Source organism: Blautia sp. MSJ-36 (genome assembly GCF_018917985.1).
GTDB lineage: Bacteria > Bacillota > Clostridia > Lachnospirales > Lachnospiraceae > Blautia_A.
Genome location: NZ_JAHLPQ010000035.1, coordinates 1 through 21563 on the forward strand (window position 1 = coordinate 1; position 21563 = coordinate 21563).

The 21563-nt window shown below is 41.8% G+C and carries 19 protein-coding genes; 1 reads left to right on the forward strand and 18 read right to left on the reverse strand.

Annotation, left to right across the window (positions count from 1 at the left end; genetic code table 11):
- Nucleotides 1-159: 159 nt before the first annotated feature.
- The 15 genes from KQI39_RS15585 to KQI39_RS15655 form a co-directional block, all read right to left on the reverse strand.
- Entirely contained in the window at nucleotides 160-759 is a 600-nt protein-coding gene (locus tag KQI39_RS15585; RefSeq protein WP_216419455.1) for a YczE/YyaS/YitT family protein, read from the reverse strand.
- A gap of 20 nt (nucleotides 760-779) precedes the next feature.
- Entirely contained in the window at nucleotides 780-1097 is a 318-nt protein-coding gene (locus KQI39_RS15590; protein ID WP_216419457.1) for a hypothetical protein, read from the reverse strand.
- A gap of 256 nt (nucleotides 1098-1353) precedes the next feature.
- Nucleotides 1354-3036, reverse strand: a complete 1683-nt coding sequence (locus KQI39_RS15595; RefSeq protein WP_216419459.1) for a recombinase family protein — start codon at nucleotides 3034-3036, stop codon at nucleotides 1354-1356.
- A 102-nt stretch (nucleotides 3037-3138) separates the two neighbouring features.
- On the reverse strand, nucleotides 3139-3324 hold the full coding sequence (locus tag KQI39_RS15600; protein ID WP_216419461.1) for a hypothetical protein: 186 nt from the start codon (nucleotides 3322-3324) through the stop codon (nucleotides 3139-3141).
- Between the two features lie 248 nt (nucleotides 3325-3572).
- A complete protein-coding gene (locus KQI39_RS15605) occupies nucleotides 3573-4901 on the reverse strand; it encodes a virulence-associated E family protein (protein ID WP_216419505.1) in 1329 nt (442 codons plus the stop codon).
- Nucleotides 4858-5484, reverse strand: coding sequence for a CHC2 zinc finger domain-containing protein (locus KQI39_RS15610; RefSeq protein WP_216419463.1), 627 nt, complete (start codon nucleotides 5482-5484; stop codon nucleotides 4858-4860). Before KQI39_RS15610 ends, KQI39_RS15605 begins: the two co-directional genes overlap by 44 nt.
- Before the next feature lie 258 nt (nucleotides 5485-5742).
- Nucleotides 5743-7341 (reverse strand): MobQ family relaxase, encoded by a 1599-nt coding sequence (gene mobQ / locus KQI39_RS15615; RefSeq protein ID WP_216419464.1) that lies wholly within the window; start codon nucleotides 7339-7341, stop codon nucleotides 5743-5745.
- A gap of 283 nt (nucleotides 7342-7624) precedes the next feature.
- Complete coding sequence (locus KQI39_RS15620; protein ID WP_330654087.1) at nucleotides 7625-7936, reverse strand: DUF3847 domain-containing protein; 312 nt, start codon at nucleotides 7934-7936, stop codon at nucleotides 7625-7627.
- Between the two features lie 78 nt (nucleotides 7937-8014).
- Nucleotides 8015-9157: an AAA family ATPase gene (locus KQI39_RS15625; protein WP_216419466.1), complete on the reverse strand. Its 1143-nt coding sequence runs from the start codon at nucleotides 9155-9157 to the stop codon at nucleotides 8015-8017.
- Complete coding sequence (locus KQI39_RS15630; RefSeq protein ID WP_216419468.1) at nucleotides 9158-10465, reverse strand: hypothetical protein; 1308 nt, start codon at nucleotides 10463-10465, stop codon at nucleotides 9158-9160.
- A gap of 13 nt (nucleotides 10466-10478) precedes the next feature.
- A complete protein-coding gene (locus KQI39_RS15635) occupies nucleotides 10479-10847 on the reverse strand; it encodes a hypothetical protein (protein ID WP_216419470.1) in 369 nt (122 codons plus the stop codon).
- 14 nt (nucleotides 10848-10861) lie between these two features.
- Nucleotides 10862-12580 (reverse strand): AI-2E family transporter, encoded by a 1719-nt coding sequence (locus KQI39_RS15640; protein WP_216419472.1) that lies wholly within the window; start codon nucleotides 12578-12580, stop codon nucleotides 10862-10864.
- An 85-nt stretch (nucleotides 12581-12665) separates the two neighbouring features.
- The gene (locus KQI39_RS15645) at nucleotides 12666-12878 is read right to left on the reverse strand and encodes a helix-turn-helix domain-containing protein (protein ID WP_253293220.1); all 213 of its coding nucleotides are present in this window, start codon (nucleotides 12876-12878) and stop codon (nucleotides 12666-12668) included.
- Nucleotides 12879-13120: 242 nt separating this feature from the next.
- Nucleotides 13121-13411: a molecular chaperone gene (locus KQI39_RS15650; protein ID WP_216419478.1), complete on the reverse strand. Its 291-nt coding sequence runs from the start codon at nucleotides 13409-13411 to the stop codon at nucleotides 13121-13123.
- Nucleotides 13412-13440: 29 nt separating this feature from the next.
- The gene (locus KQI39_RS15655) at nucleotides 13441-13674 is read right to left on the reverse strand and encodes a helix-turn-helix domain-containing protein (RefSeq protein ID WP_216419480.1); all 234 of its coding nucleotides are present in this window, start codon (nucleotides 13672-13674) and stop codon (nucleotides 13441-13443) included.
- A gap of 327 nt (nucleotides 13675-14001) precedes the next feature.
- Here KQI39_RS15655 and KQI39_RS15660 point away from each other — a divergent pair, with 327 nt between their 5' ends.
- Nucleotides 14002-15048 (forward strand): hypothetical protein, encoded by a 1047-nt coding sequence (locus KQI39_RS15660; RefSeq protein ID WP_216419482.1) that lies wholly within the window; start codon nucleotides 14002-14004, stop codon nucleotides 15046-15048.
- Nucleotides 15049-15460: 412 nt separating this feature from the next.
- On the opposite strand, the gene KQI39_RS15665 is transcribed toward KQI39_RS15660, so the two are convergent.
- From KQI39_RS15665 to KQI39_RS15675, 3 genes are all read right to left on the reverse strand, one after another.
- Nucleotides 15461-17107 (reverse strand): hypothetical protein, encoded by a 1647-nt coding sequence (locus tag KQI39_RS15665; RefSeq protein WP_216419484.1) that lies wholly within the window; start codon nucleotides 17105-17107, stop codon nucleotides 15461-15463.
- A gap of 207 nt (nucleotides 17108-17314) precedes the next feature.
- Nucleotides 17315-20734: a SpaA isopeptide-forming pilin-related protein gene (locus KQI39_RS15670; RefSeq protein ID WP_253293219.1), complete on the reverse strand. Its 3420-nt coding sequence runs from the start codon at nucleotides 20732-20734 to the stop codon at nucleotides 17315-17317.
- A gap of 405 nt (nucleotides 20735-21139) precedes the next feature.
- A complete protein-coding gene (locus KQI39_RS15675) occupies nucleotides 21140-21562 on the reverse strand; it encodes an RNA polymerase sigma factor (RefSeq protein WP_096241080.1) in 423 nt (140 codons plus the stop codon).
- Nucleotide 21563 lies beyond the last annotated feature (1 nt).

The following is a 21563-nucleotide window of genomic DNA, read 5'->3' on the forward strand; positions in this document are numbered from 1 at the left end:
TTAGGTGCGAAAAAAATTGGCAGAAAATCAACGTACAAAGATTTTCTGCCAATTTTCTTTTCTAAAAAGCAGAAAGTGCCGCTCAATCACCTATTCCGGTGATTTTGCGACACTCCCTTGATATTTTCTAACATTTATCATACATAAAGACTCTCTCCTTTACATTTTAAATAATTTTTTAGTTTTTGATGCCGTAAACTGAATAACCGGTCCTGAGATAATGATCGTTACGATTGTACATACGCCAAACTTTCCACCCAGCAAAACTCCGGCAAGTACCATAATAATATCCAGTATCATCCGTACTACTTTTACCTGCCAGCCGTTTTTTTCCGCAAGAGAAAAGGTTAATGCCTCATAAGAACCACGTCCCAGTGAAGCTGCTGCATAAAATCCTGTTCCGACTGCAAAAAGCATGACTCCCAACAACATGATCAGTGCATTCACCCACAAATACGAACTGTACACATGTACATTTGCAAGCAAGTCAACACAGAGGCTATACACAATCTGATAAAGGATCGTACCGATATGTATCTGTGATCTGTCATAGAAAAATGCGAACACGATCATAACTGTGGCTACAATCAGAGATGCCATACCTATACTTATATGAAATGTCATGGAAATCCCCTGCCACAAAACAGCAAAGGTCGCCCCTCCAAATCCTGCATATAATGCAAGGGTAATGCCATATGCTGCTATGATCGAACCAATCACGATGATTATTATTTTCTTCATCCATTCTGTTTTACTCATTGTTATAGCCTCTTTCTTCTTTATTCTATGTCATCCTTTAAAACCGGAATTCTTGAGGAAGCCTTTGTCAGAAATTCTTTTCCTATCTTGTTTGTATAATCTCTTTTCTCTGCTTCATCCACCAGCGTAAATTTCTGTTTCTCCACAACCTTTATGCCGTTACATATTACAGTATCACCATTCTCTCCATATCTGTCCGTAAATACAAAAAAGGCACTAGCAGGGTATCTATAATCCCTATTAGCACCTTTGCTGCACATGATCAGTTTCAATTGAGAAAAAATAAAGACTATAGATACACTGTTGTGTTCAGAAACAGTAAAATCTATAGCCTTCATTCATGCCGAGACAAGCTCCATATCAATTTATGCATATAATAATCATGTTAATTCTATTTGTCAATACCTTTTCATAACTTCGGCATTCAGTTTTTAAAAAATCATCCAAAAACACTTGACATCTAATCCGAGATTACAACCTGGCACACATTTTGCAGTAGATATGTTTCCATATAAAACAACCAAGCCTTTTCAGAAGTTAGGATTCAAATCCCAACTTCCGAAAAAGGTTCAAAAATACGCTACTTTTTGACTTTTATTTATCTTTTCTCGCAATTAACGCCACAGTCTCCACATGTGTATCATTGTCCAAACTGATATTCATATCTTCCTCAATGATAGGCAACTTGAACTTGATGGATTTCAACCATTGTCCATTGGGCTGGCGCTCTGGGTAAATCTGAATTTCAGAAATCAATGTCTCCATCAACTGCCTCTTTTCCTGCTCATTCATTACAGCATACAACTTTTCAAAATAAATCAGAACCTTGTAGATATTATCTCCAGTCAGTTTCTCTGCTTCGATAGCCATTTTCTTTGCTCGAGCAGCGATCAGCAAATTTTCCGTATCTTCAATCTTATCATACATCTTGTAAAGTCGATCATCAAGATCTGTCTTACGCTTGTAATAGTGCTTATCGTCCGGGTCAAGGGAATCTATTTCTTCCATAAGCCTTGCTTTGACGGAATAGCTTTGCCGAAGCTGTTTTTCGTAATTCGCAATCTCCTGCTCAATAGCAGTCGTATCCACCTTCATGTTGATTTTTTCCTGCATCATAGTGGCAAATTTCGGATTGCTGACCAACTTCACAATGACCTCAGCAACTGCATCGTCCAGCAGTTCTTCATTGATCTGCTTTTTATAGTCGCACTTGTGTCCATGGGTCATCGTGCGGTGTTTGCAACCGTAATAAAAGAAGTCCTTGTATTTCGTACCATCTGCTTTATGCTTGATGCTCTTGTTTCCGTACATTCCAGCGCCGCAGATTGGACATCTTACAATCCCAGACAGCAGATGAATTTTATTATCTTTGCCATGATTGACCTTTTCATATTTTTTCGCCTGTGCCAGTAACTTCACCTGCGCTTCATTCCAAAGATCCTCTGAAACAATTCCCTCATGTAATCCATCCACCAGTAAATAATCATCCTGTTCTACAAGCTTGTAGTCATTTCTTGTACCATGAACCTTTTCCGTTCTTCGCCTTCCATAAGCAATTTTACCACAGTACACAGGATTTTTTAGTATTCTTCTGAGCAATGCCGCATCGAATAACGGATTTTTTCCATTTTGCCGTGGTATCTTTCGAATACCATGATTTTCAAGATATTTTGCCAGTCCGTTTGCTCCTATATCTGTATGCACATACTGGTCAAAAATCACACGAATTGCTTCTGCTTCTTCCTCATTGATAAAGAGCTGCCCTTTTTCCAAACTGTATCCATAAGGAGCAAAACCACCGTTCCATTTGCCCTCACGAGCCTTTTGAATTCTGCCCTCCATGGTCTGCACACGGATATTTTCACGTTCAATCTCTGCAACCGCTGACAAAACAGAAATCATCAGCTTGCCAGCATCCTTAGATGAGTCAATCCCATCCTCCACACAGATTAGGTTGACGCCAAAATCCTGCATGACCTGCAAGGTGGACAGCACATCTGCCGCATTTCTACCAAACCGAGACAGCTTGAACACAAGTACATAGGACACACCGTCCTTGTTGGACTTGATATCCTCCATCATCTGATTGAACTGGATTCTGCCCTCTACAGACTTGCCAGATTTACCAGCATCCTCATACTCACCGACGATTTTATAATCGTTAAACTCTGCAAATGCTCTCATCCTGGATTTTTGTGCATCCAGAGAGTATCCGTCGATCTGCATGGCGGTAGATACTCGTGTGTAGATATAGACTTTTGTTTTTTCGTTTTTCATCTCATGATCCTCATAAGTGTTACAGATACTATCTTTATGTATCCTTACTCCGAAGTCATATCCTCCAGAGTAAGTTTGGACATTTATCTCACGTTTATTATATCATGCTGCATTTTTATCTTCAACAGCTATTGACGCAGAATTGATACTGTTTTTATTTTTCTCTGTATCATCTTTTTTATCAATCACAACCAAACGAGCGGGCATATGCTCAATATCTAATACTGAAGCGTATTTTCCAATCAGATTAGCCAGCAAATCTGCAAAACCGCTCCATTCATCTACCATAGGCTACCTCCATCGTGTGAATGCCAGACAGGGTGTGTGTCGGCAACGAAGTCCGGCAACGGGCTTCAAAAAACCTCGAACATAGTCCTATCTGGTTCTTATACTGTTTTTGCTTTTTTCTTTGATTTCTCCGTTGCTTTCGTTGTCAGACCTCTTAAAACCCTTGTCAATAAAAGAAATTTAAGGGATTAGCCCAGCAACGGGGTCGGCAACGGGATAGCAACCAGCTCGGCAACACGGTCGGTTTATCAGAATGGAATTTCCATCTGTCGGGCTTCTTCCTCGGTCACCTCACGAAAGCCGTCCGGCAAATCAGAGCCGGTTGCTGCTTGCTCGTTGCCGGAAGCAGCTCGCTCCCAACCTCGCTGTCTGCCGTACTTGGCAAAGATTCGGGGATTGGAAAACGCTGTCCAGCCCTCAATGCTGTTGTTCATGATTTCATTGATCTCTCGGATTTCCCATTGCTTCGGCTCATCAAAGGAATGGTTCAGAGCTTCTGCATAGATCAACTTGGAGCAGACCTGTGTGCCATCGAAATTATCAAGGAAAGACTGAATCAGCCCTGCCTTGGTGTCCTCCGGCATGAACTGCTTTTGCAGCTCCCGCAGCTCCTTGTTCATCTGCTTGGAGAGAGTTAGGCGAAAGGAACCGCTCCGATAGATGGTCATTGCTTCTGCCCACATCAGGTCGATATACGCCCTCGATGCGGCTTCATCTTCCAGAATATGAACCTCGGCTCGTTCCGGGTGTACCATAATGGGCAGGAACCTTCGGTTGCCGCTTCGGTCAAGAGGTAGGAAGTCCATCGTATTGGAGCTGCCGCCGAACACGCATTGCCGCAATCGGTCTGCCGGATGGGTTTCATACGGCACTTTGTAGGTTTCCTTCGCCCTGCTGATAAAGGACTTAATATCCTCAATGCTCTTGGCATTGGCTGTGGCAATCATCTCAGACATTTCAATAATCCAATGTCCCTGCATCTTGCGGTAAACATTGTCATCGTCAATCCGTTTCAGGTCATCGGAGAACCATTCGTCTTTGATTGCCAGCAGCCGGAAGAAGGTGGACTTTCCTGCACCTTGTCCTCCGACCAGACAGAGCATAGTTTCAAACTTGCTTCCCGGCTTGAATACCCGGCTGATTGCGCCCAGCATGAACAGCCGCAGACATTCATAGGTAAACTCGCTTTCCTCAGCTCCGAGAAAATGGGGCAGGGCGCAGCGGATGCGCTCGGTGCCGTCCCATTCCAGACCGTTCAGATAGTCACGGATGGGGTGATACTTGTTGCAGTCAGCGACAATGGAGATGGCTTTCTGGATTTTCTTTTCGCTGGTCAGTGTGTACTGATCTTCCAGATAGAGCATCAGATAATTTAAATCCGTATCGTTCAAGGTCGTTGTCGGCTTGCTCCACCAGAGCGGCTTCACAATATCAATGCGCTCCGTCAGGATGTTGTAGCGAATCGCTCCTTCCAGCTTCGGGTCATTCTGAAATACTGTCAGACAGTTTCGGATGCTGTTTTTGACAGCTCCGTTATCGGTCGAGTCCAGACTTCCTCTGACTTCCTCCACGGTCATGCCCGTCTGGGTGTTCTGCAAATCGTTGCTCAAGTTTCATCACCTCTTTTCTTTGCTCGGCAACCAGAGCCTTCTTTTCTTTGGCTGTGCCATACAGAAGAACATCCAGCAGATATTCGATATGGCTTTCTCTTTGCAGAGCTTCCACGAACAGCGGATGCCATTCATCCTCCGGCTGCTTTGGTGCGTATTGCTGCTTCCATGCCCTGAGATGATGGAAGTAATCGGACAGCACCTTGTAGCATCTGCTTTCTTCCTGGCGGTATCTCTGTTCCGAGGTAGGCTCTCGGATATGGGGTTTGATTCTGTGCTTCTGCCTGTTGTCGTAGCTGATACCGAAATCGTCAGCCAGCTTCATAGCGGCGGCTTTGCTGGGCAGTCCGAACAGACGGGAAACAAAATCAACTGCATCTCCGTCCGCTTGGCAAGCGAAACAATGGAAACGCTTGTCCACCTTCATGCTGGGATTCTTGTCATTGTGAAATGGGCAGACTGCCATGCCATGACGGCTGACCTGAATGCCGTACAGCTCTGCCGCCTGTCGGGTGGTCAAGTTCTGTTTGACCGCTTCAAATACATTCATTGCATCTTCCTTTCTGTTCTGTCATCTGCTGTTGTCCTGTTTTTGAGCCCTTTGTTGCGCCGCCTTCTAACATTTCTGTCCTTTTTGTTTTGCGCTCTGCCAAGGAACCCCTTCACTCTTACCCCCAAATCCCCCGAAAGTTGCTGTCCAAACAGCAATAACTACACAAAAAAGTAAAATTTTTATCGTTCCTGTTCCTTTTTCGCACCTCCAATCCAAAATAAAAGGCACCCAATTTCTTTCAAAATCAGATGCCTGTCAAAGTTCCATATTCTGTTTTTTCTGTTGCGGGGTTTTCTGCTCCTGCTGATTGCTGCTCTGCTCTTGCAGAAACTTTATCTTTTCCGTGACGGAGTGCTTCGGTTCGGGCTTCTTCAGGGCCTCGGACTGCTCCGGCGTGAGGACTTTGCTGACCCAATAGCGAATATCTTTCATCGGCTGCAATTCCTCCTTGGCGGCGGCAAGCTGTCCGACAAGCTCTGCGTAGGTCGCTTGCAGCTTGCTGTACTCCGCTTGCAGGGAATCCAGATTGACATTCAAATCCACGCCCTGCTTTTTGAGATAGCGGAACGCTTTGTTGAAGCTGTCCAGCTCGTCCTTGTGGCTTTCTGCAAACGCTGCCTGTCGTGCTTTCCAGCCGATTTTCAGATACTTGTCATGAACCGCTTTGTGGGTCTGGCAATCTGCCACGGCGTTCTGAATGCCAGTAATGACCTTCATGCGGGCAGATGCTTTCTTCATGGCGGCGTTGATGCCCTTGGACTTCTCACTCATTCCTTGCAGGGCTGCATCCAAATCTTCCAGCGTGAAAAGCTCATGCTCTTTCAGATAGATGATGGCTTTGGAGACTGCCTTCAAATCATCGGTCGTGCCTTTCTGCTGACCGTACCTCGACCAGTCGCTGCGTTCTGCCTTTCGCAAGTTCAGATAATCACGAAGCAGAAAAACCAGATCGGGCAAAGTGTTCTTTGCCCGTGCTTCCGTTTCTGCAAGGGCTTCCTTGGTCGCTTCCATAATGTCCGCAATCCAGTTTCGCAGATTGCGGATGGTGCTGCGGATGGCATTCATCATGCGGTTGGCGGCTTTAATATCTCGGTTGAGATTACCGATATTGGTTTCAATGCCCTTGCGTTCCAGCGCAGAAACGGCGGCTCCCATGTGGACGGTGGGCAGCACATCAAGCCCCTGCCGCTCATAGGAGCGCATATCCACTCGTTCAGGGCTTCCGGCAAGTTCCAGATACTTGTTCTGAACAAGCTCCCAGCCGTGTCTCCATTCCTCGGCATGGTACTGCTCGTTCCAGTCAACGGTATCTTCTTTGTGGCTTTTCCATCTGCCGGAGGGGAGCTTGATGCGCTCGCCGTTCTCGTCAAGGTCATAAACCTTGCGGCTCTTGGGCAGCCACTTTCCGTTTTCGTCAATGGCTCTCATGGTCAGCATGATATGGCAATGAGGATTGTGTCCGGGAGGATCTGGGTCATGGATTGCAAAATCACAGCACATTCCCTTGGACACGAAATGTTCTCGGCAGTATTCCTGCATCATCTGCGGATACATTTCGGTCGGGACTTCTCTCGGCAGGGCAAGAATGAATCGTCTGGCAAGCTGCGAGTTCCATTGCTTTTCCACTTCCTCGACAGCGTTCCAGAGCGTTGCCCGGTCGGCGTATTCCGGCGGGGCATTTGCCGGAAACATGATTTCCGTGTAAAGGACTTCCGGCTGTTTTCTTCGATGGTCTTTGGATTTCTGGTCGTACTCGGAGAACAGTTTTTCTCCGGCTTGGTAGGCAGCTCCGGCAACGGCAGAGCTACCCTTGCTCCGCTGGACGATGCGGATTTCCAAATGTGGTACTGGCATCTTCGGTTGAACCTCCTTTCGATGGTACAAAAAAAGACCGATACTTTTCAGCACGGCCGGGTGGGGGATATTCACTTGTTGTCGGGGAATGATTGCTTGCAATCGTTCCTCGGCGGCAAGTCCACAAAGGGGTAGCTGGCAAAGCCAGCGCAGGGGAAGTGTAGCTTCCTCTGGATGATTGGAGCAAGGGACTTTTGCGGAAATCATCACGCTCCATGCAATGGGCTTTCGGCAGAACGCAATCACCATCTTTAGGTGGTGTATAATTGCGCCCTTGTCTCCGTCAAGGGTTTTCTCCCTCGTCCACTTCCTGCGTTTCTCTCCGGCGCTCAATCAGCAGATTCAGCTTCTTTTGAACCGCTTCGCTCTGGAAGATGAAGGTCAGCAGCTCCATCACATCCTCATCGGTCAGGAGGGTCGGCTCTTTCAAAAAGGTCTCCAACATTCCGGCACGAGTGCAAAGCCGATGGGTTCTCTCACTTCTGGTCAGCCGTTTCAGCTCACTCTGCAAACGCTTCTCCTTGTGCTTGGCTGTGGTCAGCTTGCGCTCCGCAACATACTGTTTGTGTCTCAGCTTTTCCAATTCTTCGCTCATGGGCAACTTCTCCTTTCTGATAATGGGCAAAACAAAAGCAACCAACTTTTTACGGTTGATCGCCTTTGGCTTGGTCAATTATTCAGTTGCAGTATTTTCATCGTTGCGATAGTCTAACTCAATGTTCTCAAAATCATCACAGGTAATTAAAGACAGGTCTTCTCGACTGGGAGTGTTCATTTTTACTACTCGCCTTGCATGGTTCATCGTCACATCATCATAGATGTTTCTTACAAGTCTACCATTAGCAAAATTCTCTTTTTTATTTTTGACCTGCTCCATAAGAATGTTGAGAACATGAGCTTCGACATTATCAGATAGGTAATAATCGTTTTCTTTGCACAACTTGAAAAACATCCTTGATAATTCTTCGGCTGAGTAATCGGGAAATTCAATAAAGGTATTAAAGCGAGATTTCAATCCAGGATTTGATGCAAAGAAATGATTCATTGGCTCTGTGTAGCCAGCAACAATCACAACCAAGTCATCTCTATAATCCTCAAGTGCCTTTGTGAGTTCGGTAAGACATTCTCGACCATAAGAATCACTGTGATCATTTTCTGTAATACTGTACGCTTCGTCTATAAATAGAACGCCGCCTCTTGCTTCATCTATAACCTTCTTAACTTTAAGAGCAGTTTGACCTTGGTAGCCTGCAATCAAATCCGTTCGGGAAACTTCCACGAAATGTCCCTTGGATAAGAGACCTATCTGTTTATAAATCCGTCCAACAATACGGGCAACTGTTGTTTTCCCTGTTCCGGGATTTCCGGTAAAAGCAAGGTGCATTGTACCTTTATGAGAATGCAATCCTTGTTTTTCTCTAAGCATTTGAACAGTTTGAAAAGAAATGAGATCATTCACTTTCGCTTTGACGTTCTCTAAACCTATCAACCCATTTAAGTCTTCAAGAAGTTCGTCAAGTGAACGAGGATCTTCATTATCCGCTACTTCCTTATCTTGTGCTTCGAGAATATAGAGATAACCATAATATTTCATTATGCTATCTTTCAAGGTATTTGCCAGCCGTTTCAAATCTTTCGATGACTCAGTCGACTTAATGAGCTGGGATGTATGATTTATTAGATACACCGTTGATGAATTATCCTGTTCTTCGACAATAGCTGAAGCTGCTTTTACAATTTTTCCATACGAATTTGTTACAGCATCCAATTTGGATGCATAATCCAGCACTTCGGTTTTGAAAACATTTTCTCTCATTTACAAGACACCCAATACACTCAAAAGCAGTTGAATGATAGTCAAAGCCACTGCTCCACCAGCAACAAAATAAGAGAGCTTTACCTTCTGCTCAATGGTAGCAACTTGCTCATTAAGAGTAACTTTTTCTTCCTCAAGCAACTTGATTGCATTTTCCCAATTAACAGATTGTTCATTGGAAATCTGCTCAAGCATCGCTGATTGATTCTCAGTTAATTGTTCGAGTGCTTCTTTCTGCATTTTTTCAATTTTGCTTAGAGACATAGATTGCTCTTTAATGAAAAAGTCATATTTTTCATTTTGAACTTTTTCAATAGCGGACAGTCTTTCACTCTGTTCACACGCAAGTTGTTCAACTGCTTGCGTATGTGCTGTCTCTATATTGTCCAGTTTTACAGTCTGTGTGTCGATAAGCTTTTGAACCTTATTATCAAGACTCTCTCGGAACTCAGAAACAGACTTGCTAATTTCCTCCATATAATGCTTCTGTTCTGTTTGCAAGCTTCGAGCTATTTCATGAAAGGAAGAGATAGCCTTGCTCTGAGTTTCAATAAATTTCTTAATAGCCTCAAGATCTCCGACAACATCTTCTACACTATCCCATAGTTCATCAATCTCTTCGATATGCTTAATTTTTGCAAGAGAATCACAAAATTCACGAACAGAGTTAAGGGCAGATAAAAATTCGGCTTGTTGTTCAGAAACTCTTGCACAATCTGCTATAACCTTTTCAAGACCATGATAAATTCTATCCACATCTTTGATGTGCTTTAATTTTGAAAGGTCTGCTATATAATCGCCAAGTTCCTTTGACAACTTCGTTTGCTTCTCAATTAGATCCCAGGCCTTATCAATATCAGCTAAGTGCTTGATTTTCTCAATATCTGCCTTGAACTTTTTCAAAACAGCGATGGACTGTTTATGTTGCTCGATAAGCTCCTTAATGTCCTTACGGTCTTTCTGTTCCTCTAAGCTTACTTTCTCAGCAGCCTTAATGGAAGCCACGATGCCAGAAATATAATCTTTATCAAGGTATTCAAATGCTTTATATACCTGCCCAAACTCATCAACGAGACCTTGACTGAGGTGATTAAGACCAATAAGGCAGTCTTGGATTTGAGTGGTAATTCGGTTTAATTCGGAACCTGTTACCTTATGGTCTCCTAGGTTGAATAAGCCTCCATCGGTTGGGACTCTATTGAGTTCAACCTCTTCTTTTGCTTGCTCTGTATATTTTTTTAGCGCACTTTTTGCCTCTTGGAAATCATGCTCTTTAATAACAAGAGGCGTAGTTTGATTCGATTCCATTTTTGATTATTCCTCACTTCAGTAAGTCGTCAAGTTCACTGCTTGTTTCCCTAAGAACTTGACTATTCTCGGTCTCAGTATTATCATTTTCCGAATTATTAAAAATTGTGTTCAGGGACTGTTCCATAGCATAAGTGGCGTCCCTGTGTCTCCCTCTTACAGAGTGAGCAACTGCTTCTCTCGTTTCGTAAACATCCGTAGTGGTCGATGTATACACTTCTTCTGATATAGGTGCATCTGGAGCATTATTTATGCAGCCATTAGGATCCGATCCTTTTTTGCGATCTTCATTTTTAGTTTTGCAAAAATGTCTATAGGTAGTATAGGCAACTGCACCTGTTATAACAATACCGGTAATTACCAATAAAGTATGCGTTCTCATTTTGAACTCCTTCCTCAGCTAAGCAGATCTGCCAAATCTTCAGCAGTTGAATTTAATATTTCTGAATGGTCTTCTTCGTCCTCACGAAAAATGGTAGTCATAGCTTCACTAATAATATCCTTAGCTTGCTCACGGGTATCCTTCATAGAGCGTACAGCATTTTCTTTAGCATTGCCCATCTTTTGAATTTTGACTTTAATAAGCTTGTCCTGTGTCTGCAATACTTCATTTTTCTTGTCAATTTGGGCACTCAAATTTTCATTTTTCTGCTGTTTTGCAACTTGCTTGTTGATTAAGTTAATAGCAATTGCCCCAATAACACCACAAACTATTGCTCCCATAAGCATACCAATTAGGTTGGCGGGACTTCCAAGAATAGGAATATCTACTCCTAAGCCAGGCAAGAGGGCAATGAGACCTTTTTCGATGATTTCGCCAAGTGCGATCGCTCCGATACCGCTAAGACCAGTTACGACAATTATGCCGACTTGAGGAAGAAGATAACTTAAAGGTTTACCTCTATTCTCTGGCTTCCGCAGAAATTGGACTGCTTCCTTGAGTGATTTCCACCCTTGTTTTAAGAGCATAAATACTTTTTTAATCGTACCCACAACTGGACCAACGATAGATGTGGCAATTGTTGTTATTACGGAATCCGAGGTACTAACAAGGAGTCCTTTAAGCTTGCCCACAAAAGAACGAATCGCCATTTTGATATGTTCAAGAAGACTTTTCAAACTCTTTTCTGCTGACTTAAGCCATAAAACGAGCTTTCCTATTACTTCTTTTACCAACGCCGCAAGAATTGTCATAAAAGCTGTGCGAAGAGCTTTTCCACCAATACGAAAAGCTTCTTCCTTTTGGGACTTTTTCCCGGCTTCGATAGACTTTTGCTCTGCTTCTTTTTTCCTCTTTTCGTACTCTTCACGTGCTTCGGCATCTTTTTTTCTAAGTTCTTCTTCGTCAATATTAAAACGTTCTGATGCTTTCTTCCCATCTCTTTCGCTGTCCAAAAATTCAGACATTGTAGAATCGCCTTTCGATTGATTGGCTGCCGAATCCATCAAATTTAAATTCTTTTCACTGTTAGCAAAAGCAATCTGCTCTTCACGAGTCATATGTGCATTTGCCGCTGGATCACGAATAATCTCGCCTGCTGAAACGGTATGATCCATATTGGTATTAGCTGTGTTCTTACCCGTAGGTCTGCCTTTATCAAAATCTGTGCGTGCATCCTTATTTAATACCTTCTTCCAAGAGTCGCTTCTTGTATCGTGTTTTTCCCACACCTGTTGTTCTTCGTTATATCTGTAATTACTTGTTTTGTGTTCAATATTGGGGTCTTTTTGAAAGTTGCTCTGCCAGTCGTCATATCTTTGCTGATAATCGATTTTTGTGTTATGGTTTGCAATCTTACCCTCTGCGAAATTTTCTGTAGTTTGGATATGAGCCTCTTTCCTTAAATCAAGATGAAGCCCTCTATTTTCTTTAATAAAATCTTCTCCGGCAGTTGTAGCAACTTGATTCATGAACTGTTCCCAAACCACATTTAGGACTGTTTCTCCAAGGTGGTCTGGATTATTTATATGCTCATGCTCTTCCTGCAAAAAATTAAGGTCTCCAACCTTTTCTTCAAGCTCAGTTTCCAGACTTTGCTCAAGCTCATCCAAAGATACTTCTTTATATTCAAAATCTGCAACATTCAAAACGTCATTCTCGTTTTTCGATGGCATATTCAGTACCTCCTCAAGAATAGTGGGGTGTCCACATTCTGAATTATATCAAAAGGCATGGACATACGTATGTCCACCTCAAAAATCAATCGTGTTCCTCTCCGTCTTTGATATATTCCACTATATCTCCAAAATCACAATCCAAAACACTGCATATTTTACCCAATATGGCGATATTGACCGCTTCGTCTCTACCTAATTTTGCCATAGCGTTAGAACTTATTTGGGCGGCTTTTCTTAATTGTGTTCTATTCATTTTTTTATCTATCATCAATTTCCAGAGCTTATTATAAGACATTGCCACGAAAAGTACCTCCATCGCATAACTTTCTAACTTATTAAGTATAGCATGGGGGCTTCTGAAATTCCACTGTATTTTGTGAATTTCAAAAAAATATTGAGTATTTCAACCGCTCTGTGGCTGACTTTAATTCTCAAATGAGATAGAAACGATACACTTACACGCTCTAATGCAGTTACGGCCAAAACATCGGATGCAAGCCCGACATTTTGACCGCATATCGCCCCCTAACTGTTACATTATTCCGTCCGGCTCTTGAACCCGGTTTGCTTTACGCTCTCGCATGCTTTCCGTCTGCGTTCCTCGCTGTACGGTGCTTGCAGCCGGAAAGACAGTCTGGACTTGTCCAGCACATAGATCACGCCGCCCTGGGCGAAGGATTTTTCCAAGCGGCAAAGGTCTGGGTGCTTCTTGCTGAACACTGCCAGCCGCTTCCGCAGTCCGGCATTGTAGGTCTGGATGTGGGCGGTATCCTCGCCCTCGTTGAACAGGATAATGGTTTCTTTCTCATACTTAGACAGCTTCATCATAAAAATCTTCCTCATATTCCATTTCACGGTTATGCTGTTTTCTCTTTTTCGTTCTCGTGGGAATTTCCGCCGCTGTCCAGCCAATTAAAAAAGGCTTTCTTGCTGATTTTAATTAACCTGCCACTGCGCACCACCGGAAACCCCGGTGTGTGTACCAGCTCATAAGCACTGGCTCTGGAAATTCCCATGATATGCTGAATATCCGTAACATCCAAAATCAGGGGCAGTGAGTCGTAATTGTTCCACTTCATTTTTTCTTTCATATCAGTGTTCCTCCTTTATTTAAATTGATTGATTTTCATTTTCTACATATTTGCCGTTCTACCTGTTCCGTTTCCTTCATGCTGCCCTGCTCGACATACATGAGTCACCGATTTCTCGATGCGCTCGCCCCCAGTTTTAGGAAAGGTCATGGCGGTTTATCTCGGTTCAGACGGTCATTCAGTTGTCAAAGTACACGATGGAATAAAATTACCATCTGGCGTCATCATATCGTCACAAGCTTGACAAAGCAATAGCTTTGCAGTACTATAAGTGTAACTAATATGACTAAATTATAAAATTACCATAAATCAAAATGAGGGAATTGTATGGATTTTGAATTTGTGCGGCATGAACCGCTTTATGACCGTGTTCTGCTGGTGCTGACATTGGACAGACAGAAAATGAAAGAGCGTATTTTAATTGGAGAAGAACTGCAAATCCGGTTTCGTTTACAGGGATATGACGATGCAGATGTGCTTTGTGATGTTACACGCCCTTTGGGAACCATGCTTTCAGCCTTTGAGCATGATTCGGACGGTGAATGGAACCGTTTGGGTTTAATACCTTTGAGAGAAGCCCTGCACTCCAATCGTTGGAAACAGCCAGAACTGGAACAGGTGTCCGGTGATTTTCTGGCAAAAAAATATCTCACCGGTGATCCGGTGAGAATGTATGTGGCACTTCGTATCTGGAATGAATATTTGAAGGCAAGAGAACCACGAGATCGGGAATCTGCCTGCGAACGTTTTATCGAAAAAATGAATGGCTTTACAGCCTTATTTATGGGCAATCCACCCCTTGACTTTGACGAGGACACAGGGAAGCCAAAACGACTGAATATTTCCACGCATATTCATGGTTCTGTGCCGCAGGAAGATACCCGGCTTGACCTCTGGTATCCAGACAGCAAACGGAAAATGGAGTGTGTTGCTGCTTATTCGTCCCTGTATCCGCTGATGATCTATTATCTGAACCACCTGAACGATTGGGGGCTGTATTTCCGGAAATGCAAAATCTGTGGGAAAGTATTTCTTGCCAAAAGCCAACGATATGAGCTGTGCAGTGATAAGTGTCGTAAAAAGCAATCTCTCCAGAACAAGCATGCGTTTGATGAGAGAGCAAGAGAAAACTATTATGATCTGCTCTACAAAAACGAGTGCCAAAACTGGCGAAACAAAATCAATAAGGCAAAGAAAACTTCTGGTTTTCCTGCTGACCGTCTGGAAGAAATGCTGGCTGCTTTTGAATCCTTCAAAAAAGAAGCCTTGCAACGGAAACAGGCTGTGAAAAAGAAAACAGCCAGCCCGAAGGAATTTTCGGACTGGCTGCTCCAGCAAAGCAATATTATTGTAAATTTATCTGAATTTGTTTAAAGTCAAATATCTCATAAAATCATCTGAAAACTCTTTAATGCATCTATAATTGCTGCTTCCTTTTCCGGCGGAGACTGTGGTACTTTAGCTTCTTCCTTCTTGGATAGATTATAATTCTGTCAAACATCCATTCCACACTTCTGCTTGAGTTGAAAGATATACAGACCGGGCACCTTTAAACCATGTTTTTCCAATACATCCTTCTTAATCTCATCATGGGTAGCCTTACTCTCCGCCGCAGTCAAATCCAGCCCATCCATCTTAACTTCAATATGCTGTTTGGTATTAATTTCGAAAAAGATAGTGGTTTTGCAATTAAGTATAAGAATTAACTTTCGCTGCGTGTGGAGACAGTGTTCTTATTGTCTATACTTAATCATCCCCTCTTAGTGGGGATTTTACCCCACATTCCTTATTCCTCAAATAGCATATCTTTCATTCTTTCACTTGCTTCCTGATACAATGATTCCATAAAAGATGTCATTTTAGCCTCTGGATATTTTTGTCTTAAATAATTACTGAAAGGCTTTAATTTTTCATTTTCATAATACTTTTTCAATAAGTCAAAAATATCTTGTTGCTGCTCGACTAAATACATTAACATTTCATATTCTTCAATATTGAAATTAAAGTAGTATTTAGTTTTTTTACATCTCTTTTCTGCTTCTACATTTTTATGTATTTCATTATAATAATCGGGAACCGCATTAATATTATCCATTGTTACAGAAATTATATATGCATCTTCTATTCCTGCAAACTCTGGCTTTGCTTCAATAATAGTAGCCAAACATGTATCTGCCTGAATAATAGGATTTGCGAACATTCTATTATTATTTTTTTCAACACTTTCATTTTTGGTCATGCAATCTAATAAAACAGAAAATCCTTTCGCCTCTATTACTAATAAACTATTATCTTTCCGTATATAGGCATCTGAAGATTTTTTATTATTTTTTCCATAAGTAAATTCCTCTATGTAGGAATAACTATCTTTTGTAGCTTCTTGCGTTAAATTCTGAATGTACTTTTCAAAAAGCCTCCCAAAAAATGCCATTGCTCTACTATCATCTTTCGGATAACAATCTCTAATCAGCCAGAAAATCTTTTCAAAAAATGCATTTCTCAATGTAATGTCACATACCGATATATAGTTTCCTTTGCCATCTTTGATAAAAGGAAATTCAAAGAACTTACTAAAATCCCATTCATGATTCTCACTTTCTGAAGCCCATGTTGCATAGCCTTTTACCTGTTGTGATAATACTCCAATAACTTTGTTGATCAGTTCTTTTTCTTTCATTTTTCCATAAACTTTTTCAACATTCCGCCACATTGTATCATATATCAAACCATTTATATCACTATAATAAATGCTCAATTCCCAAAATAACAAAAAACTATATTGCGTAGGTGTAAATTGATACTTTTCCGCAAAAGCTGAATAATAATCCCTATACTCTTTCTGAACATCTGCATCAAAATTGTTTATGTCCTTACTAATTTTTTCCATCATATAATACATTCTTAGAAATTCATGAGCAACGTTTCTCTGATAATTCAGATGATACGTTGAATAAAGGAAATGGCTTTTATCAAATTCTTCTGAATGCTTCTGATTAAGTTGTTCTGCCACTACTAATTGCAATTGAATAATCTTTTTATAATCTTTTTGTGCTATTTCATATTGTGTATTACATATAGTTTCATAATTTCCAAATTGAACAATTTTTTTGAGTAATATAAGCAACATTTGAACCGAAATAATATGTACATTTCTTTTTAATAATGGATTTGCAAATAGTTCTTCTGGAGATTTCGGAACAATACCGCACATCTCTTTCTTTAATATAGTTTCAAATGGAATTCTAAACTCTCCACCATAAATTCGTACCGGATCAAGCATTGCATCTCTTACTCTAATCAATTCACAAATAATGGAAATTGCCTTATGCATATTCATACTCTTGATTTCTTCTTTCAAATTCGGCATTTCATCAGAAAAAATATCTGTATATCCAAGCAGTAACTGTGCATCACCCGCATCAACTGAATACATGCTATTTTCCTCCCACAATAATAGTTTTACATTTTTCGTAGTTCAACCTAACCATTAGTACAATTCTATCACGCCACTTCGACTTTTACTCTCTGAAAAAGAGCAAGTAAAAAGCAACTTCTTTCGAATATTCAAAAAGAAACACGCCCATCCGGAGAAGATGTCTCACAGATGAGCGTGTCCTTACTATTTTCTAAAAAAGAGCAATTAAATCATCCCAAAATATTTCAATGCTTCCATAATTGCTTTTTCCTTTTCTGGAGGACACTGCGGCACTTTTGCATCTTCCTTCTTTGACAGGTTGTAATTCTGCCCTACATCCAGTCCGCATTTTCTCTTAATCTGGGAAATGTACAGAGAAGATACCTTTAACCCCGTATGCTCCAGAACATATGCCTTGATTTCATCATAAGTAGCCTTACTCTCCGCTGAAGTCAGATCCAGCTCGTCCAGATTTAGCTCCACCTCGATATGTTGCTTCGCATTAAGTTTGGACAATAAACATACCGTCTCAACATGTGGTGTGGTTGTTTCACGGACGATGTAAGTTCCATACGGAATCGCAATACTGCGGGCATACCCTTTCTCATCTGTAAAGATCTCTGTTGCACCATTTTCCCCGATCACTACCGGCTTGGCAGAACCAAAGTCATAGCTGCCATCTTCTTTTACTGTCAGGGAAGATACCAGATAAGCGGTAAATCCTGCACCTTTCAGTAAATCGGCATCTGTCTTTCCGTTGTTCGCTGCCTTGATGATTTCAAATGGCTGCTTCATCACCTGTTCCAGAGACAGACAGTCACGCTTCACTTCCGCTACAAGATCACCCTCATAGTTGCAGACCAGATCATGTTCTTCTTCATCTGCCAGATACCCAGTTGGAGGAGTAATCTCTTTTACATAGTAATTGCCAAGGTATAATCCATCTACGGAAGCCTTTCCATTCTTATCTGTTGTAAGAGTGGCAACCTGCTCTCCCGCTTTGTAGATCACGCCAGTGGCTCCATCCGGATGAACAATATCTTCACAGGCATACAGTCCATAGACTGCCTTTTCTAAAGTAGCATCTCCCTGTGGAACTGCCTTCTTTGTTTCTTTGTCCTGTTTCTGTAAGGAAATCTTTGCTGTCACACGCTCATTTTTGAAGGTATGCTTAAATGTCAATTTTGCTTCCTTATCGTTTGTATAAGAAAAAGCAAACGTATACACATCATCCGCATTTCTCAGATAGCCTTCCGGAGCCTGTACTTCCTTTACATCATAGGAAAATCCCAGCGGCAGGTCTGCGGTGAACTTCGCCGTTCCATCATTGCCAGTTGTCACTTTCTCAATCAGAGTGCCTTTCTTTACGACAACCATTCCATCTGCATTTTTAATGTCACTGGCTGCATAGAGTCCAAAAATTCCTCCATCCAGAGGATTTTCTGTATCCTTATCCTGTTTTGTCACAATCACTTCTGCTTTTTGTCTGTCATTCGTAAAGGTTGTCTCAGAAAAAACAACATCTACATTCTGTCCTGCATAAGAAAGCGTAACCGAATTTTCTTCCCCGGCATTATAAAATCCTGTCGGAGCCTGTTTTTCTTTGACAATGTATGTACCAAGATGCAGGTTTTTCAGAATGACTGCCCCATTCGAGTCTGTTGTCAGATTCTCTTTGACCAGATCACCCTTGCTGTAAACCTTGGCACCATAAGCAGTTTTAATATCTGCCCCGGCATACACATCATAAATCGCACCTTTCTGTCTGCGTTTCTCATACTTAAATGTTGTTCCATTCTCGGTGACATCTGCACCTGTCAGAACCTGACCTTCTTTATAAACAGTCAGCTGCCCCATCTGTTCCTCATCCGGAACAGTTACAGTTGTTGTTTTGCTGACTTCCAGTTTTACATTGTAAGCAGTTGCATTGATACGATATCCTGTCGGAGCTGTAATCTCTTTCAGATATACAGTGTCCTGTGTCTTAATGATCTGCACGGACGCTTCCCCATTTGCATCGGTTGCCGGTAACTTTGTGATCAGTTTTGTACAGTTTGCATCACTGTATAAACCAAACACGGCACCTGCCAGCTTTGCGTCTGCTTTTGCATCTTTTTTAATCACCTTAACACTTGCGTACTGTACCCATGTTACTTTGAAGTCCACATATTTTTCATCATCGACACCTTCACCAAATACCAGTGCCAGATCCTGTGAACCGGAGCCGGTACTGATCTTATATGCAGAATAATCTTTCGTTACACTGCCCTTCATGGTTGCAGACCAGCCTCCTGCGACATCCTGTACCTGTGTAAGAGGTGCAGATAAGTAAAACTTGGTTCCACCATTGATTTCCACTGCTTCACCAGCTTTGCTTGTTTTTCCGGTTGTCACGTTATGGAGTTTCACACCACTTGGAAGTTTCATCGTGATACTCTGAAGTTCATCTGCTTTAAAAGTGATTTCCTTTGTTCTCTGGCTGTTGCCATCTACATAGGCTGTCACATCTGCATCTGAAAAACTCATATCTACATCTGGAATCTCCGGCTGTGAAATACAGTAATTATACAGTTTCATTGCAAGTGTCTTCGCCTTGCTGCTTGCACCGGAGAAAGCAGAATCTCCACCATTGGCATAAGATGCTGCCAGATGTACTAAGATAAATCTGGCACCTGCACTCAGGTTTCCATAGCCATTTTCCTCTGTGAAAAATCCTTCATCACCGGAAGCCTTTGTGCCATAGTAACAAACCTTTGCCAGCTTCTTACCGTCACTGAGCTTTGTAATGTCATAAGTACCACTTCCCGGACTGGATTTAGAAGGCTCTACACAATATGCTGTGGCAGAAACATTACCAAACTGAACCGTATATTTATAAGTCAGATAACTTCCATACCCGTAATCCGAATACTGATAGCAGGTTCCTCTTGTCACTGTAACTTTCTTGGTACTCTGTGTTGCAATATCTGTTGCCATAAAAGTAACCGCTTCTCCTTCTTCCATAGAATAAAGGTCAATACCGTTCTCCGCTACCTGATCCATTACTTCTGAAACAGTCAGACCGGATTCTTCATCTGTCGTCACTTCCTGCTCTTCTGTAAGATCTGTTACAATCTCTTTTGACCCATCCGAATCAGCATCCTCCGCATTTCCGGAATCTTCTGTTTCACCGGCATTTCCTTCACCAGCTGTATTTTCAGAAGAACTCTTTGTCTGTGCTTCTGTTTCCGGCTCTTTTATCGTAATGTTTCTGCTTACTCTGTAAGCTGGGTGACCGCTGACTGGCTCTACTGCATAGACAGCTTTGTAGGTATCCGGTGTATGTACGTCAAAATCTGTACCAGCTTCACTTTTTGCTTCATGGAATAAAACTTTCACCTTTTTTTCATTCACGCCCTCTATACCGGACAGATCGACTTCCACCTCAAATTCTTCTCCATAGGGAATCTCAATATCCTTTGCTTCCACAATTTCATCTTTATCAAGAGTATCCTGCACATCCTGCAGTTCCGGATATTGCTGTTCAAAGGAAGTTGGTTCTGGTTCTAATTCAGAAGCAGAAACCGTGACTGGTTGAACGATAACAGACGCCAAAGTTGCAACTGCCATAAATCCCGACAAGAATCTTTTAAATCGCATTTTCATTTTGACTGAATCCTCTCTTTCTTCAATAATTTACTCCACTTTCGTTCAGGCTTACACCTGCATGAATCAATCATAGGAACCACCTCCCTTGTGTCTTGGATTGACTTTTAAATAAAAGCAGGATTGAGCTATTAAGCCACAAGAGGTAATTCGTAATCATTCCTGCCAAGGGTGCCTCTCATCCATTGCCCTTCACGTTATCACCGAATGCCCGCCGCCAGATGCGTAGCTGGGAAATTCAGGTATCCTCTTGCTGCTGATATGAAATTGTCAAGGTTCACTTTTAGAGGGAATTAATTATTTTGAATAAAATAGACATTTGCCCCTCCACTAACTGCATGTGTGAAAGGGCAAAAATTAACCTGTTTGAAATTTTTTTAGAAAATTTTTTGAAACAGCAAAAACTTACAAAGTTTCCAGCCTGTCTTTTAGTTTCTGCAATACTTTGTTTTTCCTGTTCCTGATTGTCTTTGTACAACACCCGAAATACTGTGCTGTTTTTTTAACTGTGTACTCTTCAAAAAATAGTAATCTTATCAATTCCATTTCTTCTTCAGACAAATATTTCAGTGCTTCCTGCAGCTCTTGTATTTCTGACACCCTGATGACTATTTCTTCTGGTGATAATATATGCAAATAACTGTTGTAACTCGTTTCCCCTACTTTTTCTATTCCGCACACACCATTTTTCTGCATTTTTTCAAGCTGGTATCTTTCTTTTCTTCTTGACTGGTACCATGCCAGATATACGTCTCTGGTAACTTCTATGAGAGTTTCATTTACACGCAGCACATACCGTTGTCTTTCCTTTGGTTTTTTACCACGCATC